The following is a 17,443-nucleotide window of genomic DNA, read 5'->3' as shown; positions in this document are numbered from 1 at the left end:
GCGGCTTTGACCGCGCTGGATCGGGCGACCCGCAGCGCACGGATTGCTTCGATGGGTCCGTCACCGTTTTTGGGTTCTGAGAGTTGGTGTCGGGCCAGAGCGGCACGTGCTGCCGCTTCCAGCGTCGATAGGGTCGCTCTTGCCTTTGCTTCGGCGTAGTTTGCGATTCGGTCGGGGTACTTCGACGACGGCATTGTCGTGGTGACGTAGGTGTCGGGTGATGCCGGCGCCATAGGAGGAGGTGCCTTCGACGCCGACTGCGATCGGGTCACCGTGGTCGCGGACCCATGCGACCAGGTCGTCATATCCCAATGTGGTGGTGTTAAATTGACGGTTTGCGAGCAGGATTCCGGTGTCGGTGAGGATGGCTGCATGGTGGGTGTCGGCGTGGGTGTCGATACCGCAGTAGACGCGTGGTGGCGTTGGGACCATTGTCACGTAGTGCCTTTCCTCTGATGCGGGGGACGCGACGTTCGGACGGGCCAGTGACGGGCCGAGTGGGGCGGCAGACTCCTATGAGGTCACGGACATCGCGTACTCCGCTTTTTTCTGTTGTGGTGGCCCGCTGGCGTTCGGGTCGACGGGTCCTTCGAAAGGCACTTCGGTGGCCAGGAAAATTCTGGGTCAGACCGTCTCGCCGGCGGGTTGGTTCGATTATCTCTGGAAAATTCTGAGCCCGACCGCCAAACGCGCCGCGATCACCCTGCTCACCGGCACCATGCAGATGTCGGAGCGGTTCGCGTGCAAGGTCGTTGGGCTCTCCCGATCCTCCTACCGGCGGCTGCCGTTGGCGCAGACACCGGACGACCCGGATGCCGATCTGCGCGCAGAGCTACGCGGGTATTCCCGCAAGCATCCGCGGCATGGGCTCCGACGGGCGTGGGCGTGGCTGCGCTACGACCAGGGCGCCCTGGTGAACAAGAAGAAGGTTCACCGCCTGTGGAACGAGGAAGGACTGCAAGTCCGGCGTGCCCCACGCCGCAAACGTGCCGGCCAGTCCTCCGTTCCGATCGTCGACGCGGATGCTCCGCATGTTGTGTGGGCAGTGGATTTCCAGTTCGACTCGACTGTCGACGGCAAGACGGTGAAGATCGCGTCAATGGTCGACGAGCACACCCGGATGGCGATGCTGAACATCGTGGACCGCTCGATCACCGCCGACCGATTGATCGAGGGCTTGGAGAAGGCGTTCGCGATGTGGGGTGGTCCGCCGCTGGTATTGCGCATGGACAATGGGCCCGAGTTCATCTCCGAGGCACTGCGGGCCTTCTGCGCTGGGTCGGTGAGGGTGGTGTAGTCGGCGACGATCTCACCGACGGCAGTCCCGGCGATATCCTTCGTCCGGGCCACGAGGACTCGGGTGCCCACGGCCATCCGGGAGCACACCCCGGTCGCACCTGATCCCCGGCCCCCCCGAACGCATGAAAGAGCATTCCGTGTCGGCGTGGTCAAGCGCACCTGGTCGGTGATGCGAGTCCGCCCCTGCGCCCGCCGGGTGTTGTCCACCCACCTTCGGCGTTCGCGTTACGCGGGAAATCAGTCTTCCGATACGAATCCGCGAACCACAACGATCTCCCGTTGTGAAGCAGGCACGTTGGTGTACGGAACGGATTTCGATCCGACCGACGTGCAGTAGCCCCACGACGACGGTCCTCGCGGGTCTCTCCGGGAGACCGACCCGCAGTCCGCACGCAGACATCAGACCAGAGGCGTCCTGTCGTCAGTCCACGGCACGATACTGCGCGGCGATCTCACCCGTCTCTCGGGCGAGCCAGGTCAACTCCCCCACCAGATCCCCGACCGTCATCAGATCCGCCCACCGGCACTGCGGCCCGCGAACACACACCAACGCCACATCGTTCTCCGCCAACGCCTGCCACAGCTGTTCTACCGCGGACGACACCATGGGCCCATTCAACCCCAGCTCCACACCGAACGGGTGGACCACAACCACATCGGATATCGACAGCGCGTTACGGCGTGGGCAGCGATAACCGGTCAGCGAACCCCCATGCGCATCAGCCCCCATGCGGCTGTCGCGCGTGCGGGTTCCCCAAGGATTCCACCCGTCGTCGACGCCGATCCACTCGCCCAATCAGCGGCCACCCGCCCACCCCGATGGCCGATGGCCGATGCCAGACGGCCATCGCTGCAGACCCACCGGATGAGCCGTCGTGACCCCACCACTGTGCGGCGGTGTCCCCCGCAGATCTTCTCTCTCGCGCGACGCTCGGCGTCCAGACGCACACTCGGGCCTTTCGCGGGCGGTGGGTTACGTTCCTTCGACCAGCTTGCCCTCGACGCGCCGCGAAACCAGCGGCTCGGCGCCGAGTCTGCGGTCGATGTGACCTGGGTGATCGCCGCGGCGAGGGAACTTTCGAACGCCGCCCGGGCATGGGTAGCACAGCGACTCACCGGACCCTCCTCGTAAAGTCGGGCGATCGCCACTGGTGGTGTGATCCGGCCGCCCATCCGGTCGTGCCCGCTGATCCCTCGGAGCCGGCCCTCCCACCACCGTCGCACCGCCTGCTCCTGGGCGATCGATGCGGGTACTTCGATGTCGACGATGTGTACATCGGTGTAGTCGTGCTCGCTGAGCTGGGCCATGAGGATGTCCCCGAGCGGACCCCATTGCAGGGCGCCCTCGATGACGACGTTCTCGCGTCGTTGCAGGCGCACCTCCCGGACGTCGTCGATGACTTCGGTGGATTCGGCGTGGACCAGGGCCGCGAGTTCCCGGGGGGCTATCGGGTGCGTATCGGCGAGCGTCGTCGACAGCAGATCCGCGTAGTGACCGTCCGCGATGGCGCGGCGCAGGAGTTCGTCCTTGACGATGTCCGCGTCCAGATATCGGGAGCTGGTATCGACCAGGTGACGTTCCCGCAGCGCCGTCGACTTACCGGCCCCCGGTGGGCCCGCGGAAATTATGGCGGCGCAGCGCCCGTCGCGGTCGGGCTCGGCGAGGTCGAGGTACCACTCGATGACCTCATGCAGGGTCCGGTCCCGCCGGCGATCATCCGCGTACAGGTCGAGGGTGCTCCGGCCGCTGTTCGGGTGCAGCGGCCGCCCGTGTTGACCCAGGTGCACCAGTTGTCGAGAAACAATGTCGCGCAGTGGTTCTCGGGTCACGCTCACTCTCGGGCCGCGGCGCGGTGCGCCTGTCGTGCGGTGCGGGTGCAACTTGCCGGCCCGCGTCCGTGAAAAGCTCGAACTTCGCAGCCATCGCCCCTCCCCGGCGTGAGCCCACGCCGGTCGCGGACACCGCCCACTCACGGCAGGCGCACCAACCCTCATCGGCGGCGGAACCGCCGTTACGGCCAGGCGCGTGACCCCCTTCCGGGGACATGTCATCTTCGCAGGTCAGTCGACGTGTTCGGCCTCGGCCTCCACCGCGCCCGGGCAGAACCACCGCAGTGGGAGATTGGGCCACCCCATCAACAAGATCGAAAATAATGTGATGGTGTGGATCACAATCCCTGGACTTCCCCACCGCTCACGAAGATCACTCATGCGCCGCTCGTCACTACGTGCAGGTTGACCGTGTAGCGCCCCTGCCAGCTGATATCCCTCGTTGGCGGGGGCTGCGCTTGACTGTCCCCCAACACAACCCACACCGCCACCGGCTGCCACCGATGTCCCCGGCCCCCGACTGCCCGCCGACAGTGTCACTCACGAGACGGTCGCCGCCGCCCGCGACCGGGGCCCGCCCACTCGGCGCTCGACCGACCAGCCGACACCCACTCCTCCGGCAGTGTCAGGGTGCACCCAGCTCGGCAACCCGATACCCCAGGACCAGCGACGAACTCCCCGTCGCCCTCCTGGACTACGTACCGTCAGGAGGCGGATCAGTTCAACACCTGGTCAGTCCTGCCACCACGGGGAGAACCCTGCAGCCCGGTCGCCCCTCGGGGGCGCGGCCCCCATGTGGTTCTTCCACCGGCCAGGGTCGGTCTACCCGGCGAATCCTGACGTGCTCGGATCGGCAGTGAGGTCGTCGGTGTCGGCGAAGACCAGGCGACCGTCGTCGAGGGCGACAGCCCACCGATGCACCGGAGCCCAGGCATGCCCGCGCTCCTCGGTGTCGGTCAGCTCGGCGTAATCCTCGACGATTCGACCGTTCTGCGCCGGCTCGGACGGCAGGCGCACCAGCACCCGCGCGCCCGCGCCGAGCGGACCGGGTTCGGGTCGCGGACTGTGATCCTTCTTCTCGGGCATCGGTCTGCGCCTTCCTGTCGGCTACACGCCCGGATCATAAGCAGCTCACCGACGAAACCTCCTGCTCGCCGCTGACCGGGCCTAGCGATCGATAACGAACCGACCGAACTCCGGGTCTTGCGACTGCGCCAACGGTGGCTCCCATCGCTCGGCGAGCACCAGCTCATTACCTCAGCACCGGCCCCGGGCGCCGTCGACACGCACAACGCTGTCACCGGGGTCGACGTCGTCCGGGACCGCCACTCCGTTACCGGGGATTCTTCTCGGTGACCGCGGTCGCCGGGTGCACGGCGATCAGACCGAAACCTTGGCGCCGCGTGCACAGCCGCGCCAGCTCGCGATACGCGGCCTCACCGAGCAACTCGGTCAGCTCCGGCGCATACGACTGCCACACCGGTTTGGCGCCGACGTGCGCGTCCGGCGAGCCCGAGCAGTACCAGTTCAGGTCCGCGCCGCCCTCACCCCAGCCACGGCGGTCGTACTCGGTGATCGTCGTCTTCAGAATCTGCTCGCCGTCGGGTCGCTCCACCCATTCCTGGGTGCGCCGGATCGGCAGCTGCCAGCACACGTCCGGCTTCACCTCAAGCGGCTCGATCCCGCGCTCGAGCGCCATCGAGTGCAGCGCGCACCCGATGCCACCCGCGAAGCCGGGACGGTTCAGGAAGATGCACGCACCCCGGTAGCGGCGGGTCCGCAGCGCCGGCTCGTCGTCGAGCTCGTCTTCCTCGATGTACCCCTTTTTCCCGAGACCCTGCTTCATGAACTGCCAATCCTGAGGTCTGAGCAGCTTCACGGACTCGTGCAGCCTTTCGACGTCCTCCTCGTCGGTGAAGAAGGCGCCGTGCGAGCAGCAGCCGTCGTCGGGTCGGCCCGCGATGATGCCCTGGCAGGCCGGGGTACCGAACACGCAGGTCCAGTGCGAGAGAAGCCACGTCATGTCCGCGGCGATGAGATGCCCGGAGTCGTCGGGATCGAGGAACTCCACCCATTCCCGAGCGAAGTCGAGCGCAACCTCGGGGCTCGGCGTCATCTTGTGCGCATGCCCCGCACTACCTGCTGTCACAAACCCCCACGGTAGCCGACCCAGATAACAGACAAGGACCGATCCGATCCCGCCCGGGAACGAAGATGTTCGCCCCGGCTCTCGCCGATACACCTGTTTCATCACCGCGGTGAATGTTCGGTCAATCAAACCCCGGTGCCGTTGCCGCGCAATGGAATCGACGTCGATTTCGCCCGGGGTGCGGTGTCCGAGCCTCGACCCCCGGAACCCCTCGCCGCCGCGTCGATAGCCAGCTGGTTACGCCTACAGCGCCGACCGTTACCGGTCGGAACGAGCCTGTGTCGACTGGCAGGTCACACCCGATGAGGACCAGCGGGACGGTTCGACGTGTACACCGTCGGACAGACACTGCATTCGACGTCGTCGTATAAATTTGGGACGCGCACGACTAGGTCGAGGCCAAAGTAGACAAGGTAGACCCTTTGTCGTGTCGAACGCTGACATCATCACGCACGAACTTCCCACCCGAGCGAAAGGCGGCCGGCCCGGACGAAACCGGCACTCCGAAGCTGACCGGGCCTCATCCGTCCGAGATGCACGTGCAGATCCACCACGGTCGCATGATCAAGTTGGCCGAGCACTCCTGGAACAAACTACAACGACATGGTTCGCCCGCGAGCAACGACGACAGGTACATCTGCGCGTGATCTGGCGAAGCAAGCGAGATCGTGGCGCACGCAGGACCCTCGGACCGGCTAGCGAGGCGGATTGATACGGGGGTTTATGTTGGTTCAGCAAGGTTTCAGTGGTCTGTGTTCGATGATGGAGAGATCAGGGATGAGCGAGGAAGTCGGTGACTTCATCCCCGCGGTCGCGCGGGAGATGCTGAGCCGCCGCGACGAGTTCATTGGCGACCTGTTGTCGGTGACCCGCTCCCAGATTCACGCGTTGGACCTCGATCCGCGGCTGCGGGGCCTGCTCGAGGCCAGTGTTACCGAGAACATCGTGGCGGCCGTGCATTTCCTGGAGAACGACACTCCTGAAGAGGACCTCGAAGCCCCCACCGCGGCGATTGTGTACGCGCGAACGCTGGCTCAGCGCGACGTGCCGTTGTCGGCGCTGATCCGCGCCTACCGAATCGGGCATGCCCGTTTTCTCGATGCGGCGATGCGGTACGCCGTCGAGATGGATGGCGGCAGCAGTTCGGCCACCATCATCCGGTTGGTCAACAGGTCGGCGCAGTACATCGACCGGGTCTGCGAGCAGGTTGGGCTGGCCTACGAGCAGGAGCGGGACCGCTGGGTGGGTAGTCGCAGCGGATTGCGGCAGCAGTGGGTCGTGCAACTGTTGGATGGGTCGGTCACCGATATCCGGCAGGCCGAAGAAGCGTTGGACTATTCGCTCACCGGGACGCATGTCGGGGTCGATGCTTGGGCGGATCCCACGGTGTCACCACACGAAGCGGTGACCGTGCTGGACCAGTTGCGGGCGTTGCTGTTTCCCGTGCTCGGGGCGGTCGGGCGGCCGTTGATGGTGCCCACCGACGAACGTGAGGTTCGGATGTGGTTCTCGGTTGCCGGCACCGCGGAGATCGATGTCGATCGGATCGCGCAGGTGTTGGCCGGCGCTTCGCTGCCGGTGCAGGTCGCCGTCGGATGCCCGGAGTCAGGGGTCGAGGGGTTTCGGCGCAGCCTGGAACAGGCTGACCGTGTCCGTGAGATCGCCATGGCATCCGGCGCTGGTCCGCGGGTTATCTCCTACGCGCAGGTGGCGTCGATCGCATTGATGGTCGGCGATCTCGACGCGGTCCGAAGGTTCGTCATCGGATGCCTTGGCGATCTCGCGGTCGACGACGACCGGAATATGTGGTTGCGTGAGACGCTGCGGGTGTTCCTAGCCAAGAACCGCAGTTTCGCGGCCGCTGCCGAGTCGATGACGCTGCACCGCAATACCATTCAGTATCGGGTGCAACAGGCGATGGATCTGAGCGGGCACAACTTCGATGACAGCGAGCGCACCTTGGATGTGCAGTTGGCCCTGCAGGCGGCGCGGTGGTTGGGATCGGCCGTGCTGCGCGCACCGAACACAGGTGAGGGTGGAGGTGTCACCGCCGGTCGCGTGGGTCGCCGCCGGGGGCGCCGGCGAGGTTGATCGCGGCACGAACCCGGGTGTCTGCCGCGAGCCGGGAGTCGAGCAGTGAGAGCGCACCGCGGGCGAACAGTCCCGAGGTGACCCACCAGGGCATGGTGGCCCGCGCCGATCGCCGTTCGATTCCGCGCACGATCTTCGCGCCGGCGGTATCGAGTTCCATGGGTTCGGTAATGAACGAGGGAAAGGCGTTGCGTAGTGTTGCGGCCTGTCCCCGCAGCGCCCGGCCGAGATGCTCGACCCGGCCTTGCTCACCGCTTACGAGGCGTTGAGCGCGCCGTTGAGAAAGGCGTAGATCGACTCGATCAGCAGCAGGGGCCACCGCGGTCGATCACGTGCGGAAAGGTGGCTTTCACCGGCGGCGGCAGGGTGCCCGGCCCCAGTCCGGATCGGTCACAAGCTCGGTTCCTGTCTGCGTTGCCATCGGAGTCGGTGAGGAGGGTCAGCTGTGGCTGAGGGTCTTGTTCATCAGGCGGTTGACCCAGGCCGGTGCGAAGCGGGAGCCGGTGGCGAGCAGCTCGCCTGTCTTCCGACCGGGTGGTGCACTTTGGGTAGCCACCGCCGTGCCGGGTGGGTGGTGAGGTCGCACAGGTCGCGGGCGACGTCGTCGGCGGTGAGGTGGACACCGAGCTAGCAGGTCGTGCCGGTGCTGACCCCGGCGACCATGCCGGTGTCCACGAACAGCGGCCAGAGCGCCAGGACCCGGATATCGTATGTGCGCCATTCGAGTTCGAGTGCCGCGGTCAGCCCGCGGAGGGCGAATTTGGTGGCCGAGTAGGTCGCGAGTTCGGGTTGGCCGTAAATCGCCGACGCCGAGCACATATTGACGACCTGAGCACCGGGGGTGTCGCGCAGGTAGGGGAACGCGATGTGGGTGCCGATGAGCGCACCCCGGAGGTTGATGTCGAGCATCCGGGTATGTGCTGTCAGGGGGATGGCGTCGAATCGGCCGGCGGTCAGCACGCCGGCGTTGTTGACGAGAAGGTCGAGTCGGTGCGTGTCGGCGGTGAAGTCGGCCAGTCGGTTCGTCCAGTCGCTGGGATCGGTGACGTCGAGGTGGCCGATGGTGGGATCACAGCCCTCCGAGTTGATCTGCTCGAGCAGACCAGCGAGGCCGCTCTGGTCGATGTCGTAGGCGCCGACGCGGTAGCCGCGGCGGGCGAAGGTCACCGCCGTGGCACGTCCGATGCCGGAGGCGGCGCCGGTGATCAGGACCGTCCGGGCAGCGGGGAACGAAGTCATGGTTACCTCACGGGATCAGGGGTGGGGCGGGGGCGCTCGTCGAAATGCCCGGCCTGGCGGGTCGGGTCACCGTAACCACGGGACGAGACCAACCGGGAGACTTTCCCTCAAACTTCATGCGGGCCGCACAAAAGCTGAGGTGAGTTTCGGGCGACGAACATATGGTGCGCGTCACACCACGGGCCGTAGCGTGGTGTCAGCGCAGGTGAGCACCGCGCGATCGAAGGAGACCTCATGCATTTCGCTGCACTGCCAGATGTGCGTGCCGACCAATCGCCCACTGCGCCGTGTGTCGCCGACGACACCACCGGACGTGTCGGCAACGCCCAGTTCCACGACTTGGTGCGCACCTACGCCGACCGGTTGTCGGTGGCCGGTGTGGCCGCCGGAGATGTCGTCGCGGTGATGTTGCCGAACCGCCTCGAACTGATCGTGGCGTTGTTCGCGGCATGGCGCCTGGGCGCTGCCGCGACCCCGATCAACCCGTCACTGACCTCCGCCGAGGTCGGCTACCAGTTGACCGATTCCGGGGCGCACGCGCTGATCTGCAGCGACGGGGCAGGTGAGGACACTGCGGTTCCGGTGCTGCTGACCTTGTCGGATCTGGACCGGCACACGGGAACCGGTCCCCCGGTGACACCCGACGACTTCGCCACCGACACACTGGCCCTGCTCGTCTACACCAGCGGCACCACCGGCAAGCCCAAGGGCGTCGAGCTCACCCACGCAAACATCACTGCGATGGCCGAGACCATGATCGCGGCGATGGCGTTGACCGCCGACGATCACAGCCTGCTGATCCTGCCCTTGTTCCACGTCAACGGCATCGTGGTCAGCGTCCTGTCACCGCTGCTCGCCGGCGGGCAGGCCACCGTGGCGGGGCGTTTCGCGCCGACCACCTTCTTCGACAAGGTCCACGCGGCGAAGCCCACATACTTCTCCGCCGTCCCGGCGATCTACGCCATGCTCTCCACCCTCCCCGACAAGGTGCAGCCGGACACCTCCTCGCTGCGATTCGCGGTCTGCGGTGCGGCGCCGATGCCGGTGGAACTACTCATCGGGTTCGAGCAGCGCTACCACATCCCGGTCATCGAGGGCTACGGCCTGTCAGAGGCCACCTGCGCCAGCACCAGCAACCCCCTCGGCGGGGTCCGCAAGCCCGGCACGGTCGGCCCCGCCCTGCCAGGTCAGCAGATCGCGATCGTCGACGGCCACGGCAACTTCGTCACCGACGGCTCCGCCGGTGAGGTAGTCGTCAAGGGCCCCACCGTCATGCGCGGCTACCTCGGCCGCCCCGAGGAAACCGCGCGAACCGTCACCGATGGCTGGCTCCACACCGGCGACGTCGGACGACTCGACGAGGACGGCTACCTGACCCTGGTCGACCGCAAGAAGGACATGATCATCCGCGGCGGAGAGAACATCTACCCCAAGGAGATCGAGTCCGCGATCTACACCCACCCGCAGGTCCTCGAGGCCGCCGTCGTCGGCCGGGCCCACCCGGTGTTCGGCGAAGTGCCGGTCGCATTCGTCTCCTACCGGGACGGCGCCGAGATCAGTGCGGAGCAGATGCTCGATCATCTGCGGAAATCGTTGGCCAAGTTCAAACTTCCCGCCGAGATCGTCAGTCTCGACGAGGTACCGAAAAACCCGGTCGGCAAGATCGACAAGCCCACCCTGCGCACGCGGCTGACCGAGTCGTCGGTCTGATCCCCTCCCCTTCGTTCCTCCCATCACCACGAGATAGGCCCCACCATGGGATTCACCACCCCCGACCTTCCGGACATCGAGTACAGCGACTGGAAAGCCCGCACCCGCGGCGAACGTCTGAAAATCGCCGCCCAACACTGGGTCGAGCACGGCTTCGGAACCCCCTACGCGGTATATGTGCTCTACATCGTCAAATGCGCCTTCTACGTGGCCGGCGCCGCCGCCGTGATCGCCCTGACCCCGGGCCTCGGTTCGCTCACCGACATCGGATCATGGTGGACCGAACCCATCGTCTACGAAAAACTCGTCATCTGGACGCTGCTCTACGAGATTATCGGGATCGGTTGCGGATTCGGACCGCTGACGTTGCGGTTCCTGCCCCCGATCGGTGGCTTCCTCTACTTCCTGCGCCCCGGCACCCTGCGCCTGCCCCCGTGGCCGACCAAGATTCCACTCACCCGCGGCGACCAACGCACCCTGGTCGACGTCGGCCTCTACGTGATCGTGCTCGCCTCCGGCGTGTGGGCACTGCTGCAACCCGGCCAGGGTGGACCGGTCACCGAGGCCGGTGACGTCGGGCTGATCGATCCGGTCGCCGTGATCCCGCTGATCGCTGCCCTCGGCCTGCTCGGTCTGCGGGACAAGACGGTCTTCCTCGCCGCCCGGGCCGAACAGTTCTGGCTGACCCTGTTCGTGTTCTTCTTCCCCTTCGTCGACATGATCATCGGCTTCAAGCTCATCATGCTTGCCCTGTGGTGGGGCGCGGCGACTTCCAAGCTCAACCACCACTTCCCCCACGTGGTCGCGGTGATGATGAGCAACAGCCCCCTGATGCGGATCAAGTGGCTCAAGCGGAAGATGTACCTCGACCCGCCGACCGATCTGCGGCCCTCGCTGCTGCCGAAGATCCTCGCGCACACCGGCACCGCCGTCGAGTACCTCGTACCCGCCTACCTGGTGTTCCTCGGCGACGGCGGCCCGCTGACCTGGGCGGCGATCATCTTCATGGCCCTGTTCCACCTGCACATCATCTCCACCGTCCCGATGGGTGTGCCGCTCGAGTGGAACATCTTCTTCATCTTCTCCCTGTTCTACCTTTTCGGGCACTACGGCTCGATCAGCGTGTTCGACCTCAGCTCCCCCCTGCTGCTGGTCATCCTCCTGATCGGTCTTCTCGCGATCCCCACCCTCGGACACATTCGTCCGCAATGGATTTCGTTCCTTCCCGCGATGCGCTACTACGCCGGCAACTGGGCGACGAGCGCCTGGTGCTTCCGCGGGGACGCCGAGCAGAAAATCGACCAGCACGTGAAGAAGGTCGCCGCGCTGCCCTCCACCCAGCTGGCCCGGCTCTACGGACCCGAGATCGCCGACATCATGCTCACCAAGGGCCAGGTCTGGCGGTCGATGCACACCCACGGGCGCGCCCTCAACGGGTTGATCACCCGCGCAGTCGACAATGAGGACGACTACACCATCCGCGATGGCGAATTCATCGCCGGCCCCACCCTCGGCTGGAACTTCGGCGAGGGCCACCTGCACAACCAGCAGCTCCTCGCCGCACTGCAGCGCCGCTGCCACTTCGACGCAGGGGAACTGCGCGTGGTCATCCTCGAATCGCAGCCGATGCACCGGCAGCGGCAGGCGTACAAGATCGTCGACGCGAAAACCGGAGTCCTCGAAGAGGGATACGTGCTGGTCGAAGACATGCTCAGCCGCCAACCGTGGCCCGAGGCCGCCGACTCGTTCCCCGTCTACCGCACCAGCCGCAACGACGGGCCGGACCGCCACACCGCAGGGCTGCGATGAGCACCGCCGTCGTCGTCGGATCCGGCCCCAACGGACTCGCCGCCGCCCTCACCCTCGCCGAAGCCGGACTCGAGGTGACCGTCCTGGAAGCCAAACCGGTCATCGGTGGTGGCACCCGGACCAGTGAGCTGACCCTGCCCGGGCTGCTGCACGACGACTGCTCCGCCGTCCACCCGATGACCGTGGCCTCCCCCTTCATCCAGTCCCACGACCTCGCCCGGCATGGGTTGCGGTGGGCGTGGCCGGAGGTGGACATGGCCCACCCCCTCGACGGCGGCCGCGCCGCCACCCTGCTGCACTCCCTGGATGCGACCAGTGACCTGCTCGGCGCCGACGGACCCGCGTGGCGCCGCCAATTCACACCTCTGGTCGATCATTTCGACGAGCTGCTGCAGGATCTGTTCCGGCCGATGCTGCACCTTCCCCGCCACCCCGTTTCCCTGGCCCGCTTCGGGGTGCAGGCCCTGCTTCCGGCCACCACCCTGGCTCACAGGTGGAAGAGCGAGGAAGCGCGCGCCCTCTTCGGTGGCGTCGCCGCCCACGCGTTCTACCCGCTGACGATGCCGTCGACCTCCGCGGTCGGACTGATGATCACCGCCGCCGGCCACCGCTACGGGTGGCCGGTCGCCGAGGGCGGATCCCGCGCGATCTCCGACGCCATTGCCTCCCGCCTGTCCGAACTCGGAGCGAAGATCGAACCCGGCATCACCGTGCGCTCGCTCAACGAACTGCCTCCGTCGGACATCGTCATGCTCGACACCACCCCGAGGGCGGCGGCCGAGATCGCCGGCGACCGATTACCCACCCGGGTGCGCCGCGCCTACCAGCGATACCGGCACGGCCCCGCCGCATTCAAACTCGACATCGCCCTCGACGGCGACATCCCGTGGACCCACCCATCCTGCCGACGGGCCGGCACCGTCCACGTGGCAGGCACATTCGAGGACATCGTCGCCGCCGAGAAAGCAGTAGGCAGGGGCATCATGCCGGAGCGGCCCTTCGTCCTCGTCGGCCAGCAATACCTCGCCGACCCCAGCCGCTCCGAGAACGGCAAGAACCCGATCTGGGCCTACGCCCACGTCCCCCACGGCTACGGCGCAAACGCCACCGACGCCATCGTCGACCAGATCGAACGCTTCGCCCCCGGATTCCGCGACCAGATCCTCGCCATTCACCTCCGCTCCGCCACCGACATGGAAACCTACAACCCCAACTACATCGGCGGCGACATCCTCACCGGCCGCAACGACCCCCTCCAGGTCGTCATGCGACCCCGGATCAGCCTCGACCCCTACCGCACCGGCATCCCCGGCACCTACCTGTGCTCGGCCGCCACCCCACCAGGCACCGGCGTGCACGGAATGTGCGGCTACAACGCCGCCACCTCCGCACTGAAAACCCTGCACCGCTAGCCCGACACGGCAAACCACCAACACAACCTGCGAGCCTCCCTCGCGGCCACGACCACGCGCGGACACCACCGACCGCGCAACACAGGACACCGCGTCGACCTGTCGATCACACCGCCGCTCCACCGGACGACTCGAATCACAGAGAGGCCCACCATGACCGAGTTCATTCTCTGGATCCTCCCGCTGGTGATCTTCATGCTCTCCCCAGCACTGGCCCCGACTCTGATCCACGGATGCGGACACCTCTACGACAAACTGCGACCAACCGCCACAATCGAGAACGCACGAGACGGAGACTGTGATCGGATGTAACTGTGGGGTAGGGGAACTCACGAAACGCCAGAACTTCACCGCCTCCACCCACGATCTGGACCGCTATGCGCACCCACAGATTTCGGTTCACGCTGCGGACCACACCCTCACTCCCCCTATTACAGGGCTTTCGACACTGAGCTCCGACCCGACTCGTTTCCAGACCGAGCCGCCAGCCTGCTACCCGGCCTCCTGGCAGCTACCCGGGGGCTGTCAAAGTAACGGTGTATTTGGTTGATTTGTAGCTACTTTCGTCCGGCGGACAGGCGTCCGTCGAAGGTGATCTCGAAGGCATGCAGTGCCGCCTTCCAGCGGTTGAACAGCGCTGGCGGGCGGTGCCTTTGGGGTCGAGGCTCATGATGGCCAGGTACACGCAATTCAGGGCCGCTGCCTCAGTCGTTCTGTGGAATCAGGAATGTCAAGTGCGTCCTGGTCGGCCATGGTTGACAGCGACGATTGGCAACGGGTTGGCGGTCAATTGGCGTGGTGTTGTTCCAGCCGGGACGGAACGTCGGCGAGGCGTAGCAGTAGCTGGTCGAGGGCGGCTTCACCGTCTTCGACGGCTGCTTGTTCATCGTCGGTGAGTGGGATGTTGACGAGCATCCGCTGAAGGTTCGATTTCGCTTGCAGAAGTTGGCTTTTGCTGGACTCTTTGGGAATGTAGAAGTCGCAGCGAGCAGGCCATGCGGTGCGGGCATTGCTCGAAGAAGGTGTAGCTGCAGAACCCGTGGCCGAGGTCGTAGTGCTGCCAAGGTTCACCAGCGGCGGCAGCGCCGGAGGTCGCCCCGTCGCGGTCAACGAGGACTTCGATGGTGCGGACGTTGCGGGCGAAGTAGCCAGCGTCGTTGTATGCCTTGGCCAGGGTGTTCGGGGTGATTTCGGCGTAGTGCTGGGTCGATTCCGGGCTGCGGTGCCCGAGCCAAGCCTGCAGCTCGAACAGCGTCATCGGTTCCTTGGCGTTGTAGAGCTGTGTCGCGATGGTGGAGCGAGCGCGGTGGCTGGTAATCGGTCCGCGAACGTCGGCGGACGGGATGTCGGCCTTGCGGCAGAGCGCGAGGATGATCGTGTCGTTGATGTAGTTCTTGCTGATCCGCCCGGCCCGGACAGCAAACAGGAAGTGCACCTTCTCACCGGTTTTCCGGTCCAACATCGGTGGTTGCGCGGGGCGCAGGGCCTGCCATGCTTCGATCGCCCGGCCCAACAGCGGGTCGACGGGCTTGGTGAACGCGGTGCCGGTCTTGTGGGTAGGGATATCGATCAGACAGACCGATGAGTCGGTCTGCTGTGGGTCGTCGCCGACGGCGGGCTGATCGTGTTGCCAGCGGATGCAGCCGAGCCGAAGCCGGGCGATTTCGTCGCTGCGCTGGCCGGCGAACAGCCAGGTCAGCGTGACTGCGCGGACCATGGCGACCGGGTGGGCCCCGGATCCTCCGGGCAGGTCGCCGGGATCGAGGTTGAGGCCGGCCCAGAGAAGTTTGGCCCAGAGGTCATCGGCGATCACCCGCGGGTCGGGTCCTTGCAGTGCCCGGATGCTGCGCGGGGTTTCCAACGCTCGCGCGGGGTCGAACCGACGCGAGATCCAGTCCCAGTCCTGGATATCGCGGAAGAAGGTGCGGACGATGCGGATGTAGGTGCGTTTCATTTTCGCCGACAAAGGTTTTCCGAGCTGTTCGATGCGGCTGTCACGCCAGCTCTCCGATTGGATGTGGTCGCCGACACGCATGCCGTCGACCCAGGCCGAGCAGGTCTGCCGTGTCCAGTCAGCGGGCCCGGTGATATCGGCATGGTCGGCGGCGATGCCGCCCCATGGAACGATTCGAACGCCAGCAGGCAGCGGTCACCGCCACGATGGTCGGCAAGGTGTACAGCAGCATGTAGGCGATGACCTGCCATCCTCCGTACTGCTCGAGTATTTGTCCTCCCGCGCGGGAAGGCTCGGACAGCCAGAAGAGTGCCAATCCGAAGACGACGATCGCGGCATAGATGAAAGGGTTGCGGGTCGAGCCGCGCTCTACTCGTCGGCTCCGTGGTCCAGGTGTCGTCTTCGCTTCCAGTGCCCCAGATGATGACAACACCGAGTATTGCTCCTCTGGCGAGCATCGCGAAGCAATGCGTGACCTGGCGGATCAACGACAGATCGGTCAGATGCGGTGCGATCCAGCTCTGGAAGTGGGGGTCGCGGGTTACGGCGGCGCAGCGCCAAAGGACCAACATGACGGTCAGGCGTCGTTCGAGGAGCGGGTCGCGGATGACCAGCAGCCGCAGACTGCGACGGCGATCAGAATCCCCATCAGCGGCCAGGCCAGCAGGGTCGGCGTAGTCGAGGTCAACGTCTTCCCCGCAACGCTTGGTTCGCTCGGCCCGCGAGCGGCGCCGCGTGGGGCGTTCGGGTAGTGCTCCGATTGCTGTGGCCGTTCTCTCGTCCGTGCCTTCGCATAGGCTCAAGCATCAAAATCGAGCACAGGAGGCACCGTGGCCAAAGGCTATTGGGTCAGCGTCTACCGCACCATCGCGGATCCCGAAAAGTTGGCTGCCTACGACAAATTGGCTGGTCCAGCCGTCAAAGCCGCAGGCGGGCGACTACTCTCCCGGGGCAGCCGGGTAACCGCACACGACGCCGGAATCGCGGAACGGACCATCCTGATCGAGTTCGACACCTTCGAACAAGCAGTCGCCGCACGTGCCAGCGCGCCCTATCAGCAGGCCCTGGCCACACTCGCTGATGGTGTCGAGCGTGACTTCCGCATCATCGAAGGCCTCGGCTGACGACCCAAGCTGTATTTGAAATCTGTCAGAAGACGGTGCGTCGCCTCTCTACTCCTCCGGCACGTCAGGACCGAACCGAAGTACCAACAACCCAACCAACCGCACCATGAGCTCAGCATCCCGCTGATCAGGCGACTGTGCGTCATGCGCATTAGACCGCTGCTTACGCACCGACACAACCCATTTCACGAGATCCTCGAGCGCATTTGCCAGAGGCGTGTCGACACCCGCAAGCCATCCCTGCTTCTTCGCGGCTTTGAGTTGATCCCCCAGCGAACCGCCCGAATATCCCAACGCCTCGAGGAGCATCTCCAGCGCCGTACCCGCGTCTGTGATGGCATCAGCCGGTTTGCCTGCCGACAACTCGGCAACCGCCTCCCCCATCCTCGCCGATCCCGCCGGCGCGGTCATCGGGGTCTGGCAGGCAGATCAGCACAGCGGCTTCGGACTCGTCGACGAACCGGGAGCCCCCGTCTGGCACGAGACGCTCTCACGCAACTATGCGGCCGTGCTCCCTTTCTATGCGGACGTGTTCGGCTGGTCCTACGAATCCATGGGCGAATCAACCGAATTCCGCTACTCCGAGGCGAAGATCGGCGACCGGATGGTGGCCGGCATCATGGATGCCGACGCGTTCCTTCCCGAGGGCGTGCCGTCGTTCTGGCAGTTCTACCTCGGTGTCGACGATGCGGACGCCGCGGTGGCCCGGGTGACCGAGCTGGGCGGAAGCGTCCAGCGCGAACCGGAGGACAGCCCGTTCGGCAGGCTGGCGTCGGTGGCCGATCCGTTGGGCGCGTCCTTCCAGATCATGGGAATGCGGTCGTAA

The 17,443-nt window shown here is 65.7% G+C and carries 19 protein-coding genes and 3 pseudogenes; 9 read left to right on the top strand and 13 right to left on the bottom strand.

The window, feature by feature from the left end:
- Positions 1-60: 60 nt before the first annotated feature.
- Positions 61-432, bottom strand: coding sequence for an IS110 family transposase (locus JQT59_RS36910; protein ID WP_249354592.1), 372 nt, complete (start codon positions 430-432; stop codon positions 61-63).
- A 172-nt stretch (positions 433-604) separates the two neighbouring features.
- Here JQT59_RS36910 and JQT59_RS12490 point away from each other — a divergent pair, with 172 nt between their 5' ends.
- Positions 605-1,297 carry a DDE-type integrase/transposase/recombinase gene (locus JQT59_RS12490; protein WP_213576393.1) on the top strand — a complete coding sequence of 231 codons (693 nt, stop codon included), beginning with the start codon at positions 605-607 and terminating at the stop codon, positions 1,295-1,297.
- Positions 1,298-1,720: 423 nt separating this feature from the next.
- On the opposite strand, the gene JQT59_RS12485 is transcribed toward JQT59_RS12490, so the two are convergent.
- The 5 genes from JQT59_RS12485 to JQT59_RS12465 all read right to left on the bottom strand — a co-directional run bounded on the left by JQT59_RS12485 (position 1,721) and on the right by JQT59_RS12465 (position 5,245).
- A complete protein-coding gene (locus tag JQT59_RS12485; protein ID WP_213576392.1) occupies positions 1,721-1,906 on the bottom strand; it encodes a hypothetical protein in 186 nt (61 codons plus the stop codon).
- A 92-nt stretch (positions 1,907-1,998) separates the two neighbouring features.
- A complete protein-coding gene (locus JQT59_RS12480; RefSeq protein WP_213576391.1) occupies positions 1,999-3,129 on the bottom strand; it encodes a zeta toxin family protein in 1,131 nt (376 codons plus the stop codon).
- Positions 3,130-3,360: 231 nt separating this feature from the next.
- Positions 3,361-3,510, bottom strand: a complete 150-nt coding sequence (locus JQT59_RS12475) for a hypothetical protein (RefSeq protein ID WP_213576390.1) — start codon at positions 3,508-3,510, stop codon at positions 3,361-3,363.
- A 441-nt stretch (positions 3,511-3,951) separates the two neighbouring features.
- The gene (locus JQT59_RS12470; RefSeq protein ID WP_213576389.1) at positions 3,952-4,215 is read right to left on the bottom strand and encodes a hypothetical protein; all 264 of its coding nucleotides are present in this window, start codon (positions 4,213-4,215) and stop codon (positions 3,952-3,954) included.
- Positions 4,216-4,462: 247 nt separating this feature from the next.
- A complete protein-coding gene (locus JQT59_RS12465; RefSeq protein ID WP_213577682.1) occupies positions 4,463-5,245 on the bottom strand; it encodes a DUF3109 family protein in 783 nt (260 codons plus the stop codon).
- 810 nt (positions 5,246-6,055) lie between these two features.
- Here JQT59_RS12465 and JQT59_RS12460 point away from each other — a divergent pair.
- Positions 6,056-7,369 (top strand): PucR family transcriptional regulator, encoded by a 1,314-nt coding sequence (locus JQT59_RS12460; RefSeq protein ID WP_213576388.1) that lies wholly within the window; start codon positions 6,056-6,058, stop codon positions 7,367-7,369.
- Here the strand turns inward: JQT59_RS12460 and JQT59_RS12455 are convergent.
- Positions 7,323-7,529 carry a hypothetical protein gene (locus JQT59_RS12455; RefSeq protein ID WP_213576387.1) on the bottom strand — a complete coding sequence of 69 codons (207 nt, stop codon included), beginning with the start codon at positions 7,527-7,529 and terminating at the stop codon, positions 7,323-7,325. The genes JQT59_RS12460 and JQT59_RS12455 overlap by 47 nt on opposite strands.
- A 279-nt stretch (positions 7,530-7,808) precedes the next feature.
- A pseudogene (locus JQT59_RS12450) lies at positions 7,809-8,608 on the bottom strand (SDR family oxidoreductase).
- A gap of 234 nt (positions 8,609-8,842) precedes the next feature.
- Between JQT59_RS12450 and JQT59_RS12445 the strand changes: the two are divergent.
- From JQT59_RS12445 to JQT59_RS12430, 4 genes are all read left to right on the top strand, one after another.
- Positions 8,843-10,318 (top strand): class I adenylate-forming enzyme family protein, encoded by a 1,476-nt coding sequence (locus tag JQT59_RS12445; protein ID WP_213576386.1) that lies wholly within the window; start codon positions 8,843-8,845, stop codon positions 10,316-10,318.
- Between the two features lie 45 nt (positions 10,319-10,363).
- Positions 10,364-12,127: a DUF3556 domain-containing protein gene (locus JQT59_RS12440; protein ID WP_213576385.1), complete on the top strand. Its 1,764-nt coding sequence runs from the start codon at positions 10,364-10,366 to the stop codon at positions 12,125-12,127.
- The gene (locus tag JQT59_RS12435; RefSeq protein WP_213576384.1) at positions 12,124-13,539 is read left to right on the top strand and encodes a phytoene desaturase family protein; all 1,416 of its coding nucleotides are present in this window, start codon (positions 12,124-12,126) and stop codon (positions 13,537-13,539) included. Before JQT59_RS12440 ends, JQT59_RS12435 begins: the two co-directional genes overlap by 4 nt.
- Positions 13,540-13,692: 153 nt before the next feature.
- Positions 13,693-13,851, top strand: coding sequence for a hypothetical protein (locus JQT59_RS12430; RefSeq protein WP_213576383.1), 159 nt, complete (start codon positions 13,693-13,695; stop codon positions 13,849-13,851).
- Positions 13,852-14,096: 245 nt separating this feature from the next.
- Here JQT59_RS12430 and JQT59_RS38355 read toward each other — a convergent pair.
- From JQT59_RS38355 to JQT59_RS12420, 4 genes and pseudogenes are all read right to left on the bottom strand, one after another.
- Positions 14,097-14,257: pseudogene (locus tag JQT59_RS38355) on the bottom strand (IS256 family transposase); the annotation flags it as partial.
- A 68-nt stretch (positions 14,258-14,325) separates the two neighbouring features.
- Positions 14,326-14,454, bottom strand: coding sequence for a hypothetical protein (locus JQT59_RS37695; RefSeq protein WP_283254064.1), 129 nt, complete (start codon positions 14,452-14,454; stop codon positions 14,326-14,328).
- A complete protein-coding gene (locus JQT59_RS12425; protein WP_213576382.1) occupies positions 14,423-15,574 on the bottom strand; it encodes a tyrosine-type recombinase/integrase in 1,152 nt (383 codons plus the stop codon). Before JQT59_RS12425 ends, JQT59_RS37695 begins: the two co-directional genes overlap by 32 nt.
- A gap of 37 nt (positions 15,575-15,611) precedes the next feature.
- A complete protein-coding gene (locus JQT59_RS12420) occupies positions 15,612-15,926 on the bottom strand; it encodes a hypothetical protein (protein ID WP_213576381.1) in 315 nt (104 codons plus the stop codon).
- Positions 15,927-15,960: 34 nt separating this feature from the next.
- On the opposite strand from JQT59_RS12420, the gene JQT59_RS12415 reads away from it, so the two are divergent.
- Positions 15,961-16,245 carry a hypothetical protein gene (locus JQT59_RS12415; protein WP_213576380.1) on the top strand — a complete coding sequence of 95 codons (285 nt, stop codon included), beginning with the start codon at positions 15,961-15,963 and terminating at the stop codon, positions 16,243-16,245.
- Between the two features lie 78 nt (positions 16,246-16,323).
- A complete protein-coding gene (locus JQT59_RS12410) occupies positions 16,324-16,617 on the top strand; it encodes a DUF1330 domain-containing protein (RefSeq protein WP_213576379.1) in 294 nt (97 codons plus the stop codon).
- A gap of 48 nt (positions 16,618-16,665) precedes the next feature.
- Here JQT59_RS12410 and JQT59_RS12405 read toward each other — a convergent pair whose 3' ends face one another.
- The gene (locus JQT59_RS12405; protein WP_213576378.1) at positions 16,666-16,926 is read right to left on the bottom strand and encodes a hypothetical protein; all 261 of its coding nucleotides are present in this window, start codon (positions 16,924-16,926) and stop codon (positions 16,666-16,668) included.
- Between the two features lie 73 nt (positions 16,927-16,999).
- Between JQT59_RS12405 and JQT59_RS12400 the strand changes: the two are divergent.
- Positions 17,000-17,443: pseudogene (locus JQT59_RS12400) on the top strand (VOC family protein); the annotation flags it as partial.

Source organism: Rhodococcus sp. USK13 (assembly GCF_018343855.1).
In the GTDB taxonomy this organism is placed as follows: domain Bacteria; phylum Actinomycetota; class Actinomycetes; order Mycobacteriales; family Mycobacteriaceae; genus Rhodococcus_F; species Rhodococcus_F oxybenzonivorans.
The sequence above is the reverse complement of the archived record's forward strand: the minus strand, read 5'-3'. Positions and strand labels throughout refer to the sequence as shown.